This window comes from Rhodococcus sp. P3_B8, assembly GCF_056402775.1.
In genome coordinates this window covers 1-3,242 of sequence record NZ_JBFUGT010000492.1, presented here as the reverse complement: position 1 = coordinate 3,242, position 3,242 = coordinate 1, and the positions used below count along the sequence as shown (strand labels likewise).

The window sequence follows — 3,242 nt, the reverse complement described above, 5'->3', positions numbered from 1 at the left end:
CACCAACGGGCTGCTGCGCCAGTACTTCCCCAAGGGCACCGATCTGTCCGTGCACTCCGAGGAGCACCTGCGGTTCGTCGCTGATGAACTCAACGACCGACCCCGCAAAACCCACGACTGGCATACTCCAGCCGAAAAGCTCAACGAACTACTCGATGGTGCAACGACCGCATGAATCCGCCCTACCAAAAAGGCGCACGGGCGCGGAGCGCCTAGGCCTGGACGGTCAGGCTCTGCAGGATCTCGCGAGCGAGCGCAGCGGTCTCGGACGGCGTCTTGCCGACCTTCACGCCGGCAGCCTCGAGGGCGTCCTTCTTGGCCTGCGCGGTGCCCGAGGAACCGGAGACGATGGCGCCTGCGTGGCCCATAGTCTTGCCCTCGGGGGCGGTGAAGCCCGCGACGTAGCCGACGACCGGCTTCGTGACGTTCGCCTTGATGTAGTCGGCGGCACGCTCCTCGGCGTCGCCACCGATCTCACCGATCATCACGATGACCTTGGTCTCGGGGTCCTTCTCGAACGCCTCGATGGCGTCGATGTGGGTGGTGCCGATGACCGGGTCGCCGCCGATGCCGATTGCGGTGGAGAAGCCGAAGTCACGCAGCTCGAACATCATCTGGTAGGTCAGCGTGCCGGACTTGGACACGAGACCGATCGGGCCGGTGCCCGCGATGTTGGCCGGGGTGATGCCGACCAGCGACTCGCCGGGGGTGATGATGCCGGGGCAGTTCGGTCCGATGATGCGGGTCTTGTTGCCCTTGGACACGTTGTACGCCCAGGCGTACGCCGAGTCCTGGACCGGAATGCCCTCGGTGATGACCACGAGCAGCGGGATCTCCGCGTCGATGGCCTCGACGATGGCGTCCTTGGCGAATGCCGGGGGGACGAACGCAATGGAGACGTCCGCGCCGGTCTTCTCGATGGCCTCGGCGACGGTGCCGAAGACGGGCAGCTCGACGCCGCCGTCGTGGGTGACGGTGGTGCCGGCCTTACGGGCGTTGACACCGCCGACGACCTGGGTGCCGGCCTTGAGCATCAGCGCGGTGTGCTTGGTGCCCTCGCCGCCGGTGATGCCCTGGACGATGACCTTGGAGTCCTTGGTCAGGAAGATAGCCATGTTTTTTGAGTCCCTTTACTTTGCGGCGAAGGCCAGCTCGGCAGCCTTGTCGGCAGCCTCGTCCATGGTTCCGACGACCGTGACCAGCGGGTGGGCGGCCTCGGCGAGGATACGACGACCCTCTTCGACGTTGTTGCCGTCCAGGCGGACGACCAGCGGCTTGTTGGCCTCGTCACCGAGCGTCTTCAGGGCGCCGACGATGCCGTTGGCGACCGCGTCACACGCGGTGATGCCACCGAAAACGTTCACGAACACGCTCTTGACCTGCGCGTCGTTCAGGATGACGTCCAGGCCGTTCGCCATGACCTCTGCGGAGGCGCCGCCACCGATGTCGAGGAAGTTGGCCGGCTTCACGCCACCGTGTTTCTCACCTGCGTAGGCGACGACGTCCAGGGTCGACATGACCAGGCCGGCGCCGTTACCGATGATGCCGACCTCACCGTCGAGCTTGACGTAGTTGAGGTCGTTTTCCTTGGCCTTGAGCTCGAGCGGATCCGTGGCGTCCTTGTCCTCGAACGCCTCGTGGCCGGGCTGACGGAACGCAGCGTTCTCGTCGAGCGTGACCTTGCCGTCGAGTGCGAGGATCTGGTCGTCCGGCGTGCGGACGAGCGGGTTGACCTCGACGAGGAGAGCGTCTTCGTTGATGAAGACCTCCCACAGCTTCTGGATCGTCACGGCCGCTGCGTCGAGCACCTCGGCGGGCAGCTTTCCTGCCTCGGCGATGCTGCGCGCGAACGCGAGGTCGACACCCTTGACGGCGTCGACGGGGATCTTCGCGAGAGCGTCGGGGTTCTCCTCGGCGGTGACCTCGATCTCGACGCCACCCTCGACCGAGCACATGGCCAGGTAGGTGCGGTTCGTGCGGTCGAGCAGGAAGGAGATGTAGTACTCCTCGGCGATGTCACTCGCCTCTGCGACCAGCAGCTTCTTGACGACATGACCCTTGATGTCGAGGCCCAGGATCGCCTCGGCGTTGGCCTGGGCGGCATCGGCGTCGGCGGAGTACTTCACGCCACCGGCCTTGCCGCGGCCTCCGACCTTGACCTGCGCCTTGACCATCACGGGCTTGCCGATTTCTTCGGCAATCTCGCGTGCGCCGGCGACCGTGTCGGTAACACGCCCAGCCGAAGTCGGCACCTCGTGCTTGGCGAAGAGTTCCTTCGCCTGGTATTCGAAGAGATCCATCTGCTCACCGTCTCGTCTGCGTTGACACCCGCTCGAGGGGTAGGAGCGGGTCTGTTTTGGACTTTAACCAGTTGCCGGGCCCGCTCTGCGCCCGCGTGTCTGCTATGTGGTCCACATCACGCGATATCACGTATTGAGGCGGGCCTCACCGCTGTCGACGGGGCGGACCTCACCGATTTCTGCTGCGTGTCGTGAGGGCCGCGGCAGCCGCAATCAACACTATGCCCACCGTTGTCGGGACGACACCGGCCCCCATTGAGGGATCGGTCACCCGGGCCGCGGTGAGCGGCCACGACAGGAGGTATACCCCCACCACAACGGCCGAACCGAGCAGGAGTGCCACCGCCCGGGCCGGCCGGGCACGTGAGGCGACGATCACTGCGAGGACCACCGCGACGCCCAGTAGGACGCGCCCCCACACGTCGAGGTTCCACGGGAACTCCGCGAACGACGCGGGCGCGTAGTCGTCGCCGCGTGCATCCGTCCCGTGGAAGAGCGGCAGTCCCAGTCCGACGAACGCGGCGACCGCCCCGAGACCACCGACCGCGAGGACCGCGATCGAGGTGGACGGCTCCTCGGACGTGTCGATCTCCTCACGTTCCGCCGAACCGGCGAACCACGTCAGCACGCCGGTGACGACAGCGGTGACGGCCGCACACCACAGCAGCGCGGCACCGATTCCGGCGCCGATTCCGGGGACGTCGGTGGCGAGCACGACGGACTGCGACACCGAGRCGACGGAGAACGGGATCGTCACCCACAGCACTCCGACCGCGGGGCGGACAGTGGAGGCGAACTCCGACAGCAGCAGCCAGACGCAGCCGACGACGAGCACGAGGGCGGCGACGAGCACGACCCGGGTGGCGTAGACATCGGGGCGCACGGCGTCGGCCGGGATGTCGAGGACGGGGAGCAGGGCACCGGCGGCGGCACCGGCGGCGG

At 66.8% G+C, this 3,242-nt stretch carries 3 protein-coding genes and 1 pseudogene; 1 reads left to right on the top strand and 3 read right to left on the bottom strand.

Annotation, left to right across the window (positions count from 1 at the left end; genetic code table 11):
- Positions 1-175: transposase (locus tag AC1D1G_RS43445; RefSeq protein ID WP_477956737.1), on the top strand; the 175-nt coding region annotated here is incomplete at its 5' end.
- 37 nt (positions 176-212) lie between these two features.
- On the opposite strand, the gene sucD is transcribed toward AC1D1G_RS43445, so the two are convergent.
- From sucD to AC1D1G_RS43430, 3 genes and pseudogenes are all read right to left on the bottom strand, one after another.
- The gene (gene sucD / locus AC1D1G_RS43440) at positions 213-1,115 is read right to left on the bottom strand and encodes a succinate--CoA ligase subunit alpha (protein WP_005238543.1); all 903 of its coding nucleotides are present in this window, start codon (positions 1,113-1,115) and stop codon (positions 213-215) included.
- 15 nt (positions 1,116-1,130) lie between these two features.
- On the bottom strand, positions 1,131-2,300 hold the full coding sequence (gene sucC / locus AC1D1G_RS43435) for an ADP-forming succinate--CoA ligase subunit beta (protein WP_005238541.1): 1,170 nt from the start codon (positions 2,298-2,300) through the stop codon (positions 1,131-1,133).
- A gap of 169 nt (positions 2,301-2,469) precedes the next feature.
- A pseudogene (locus AC1D1G_RS43430) lies at positions 2,470-3,242 on the bottom strand (hypothetical protein); the annotation flags it as partial.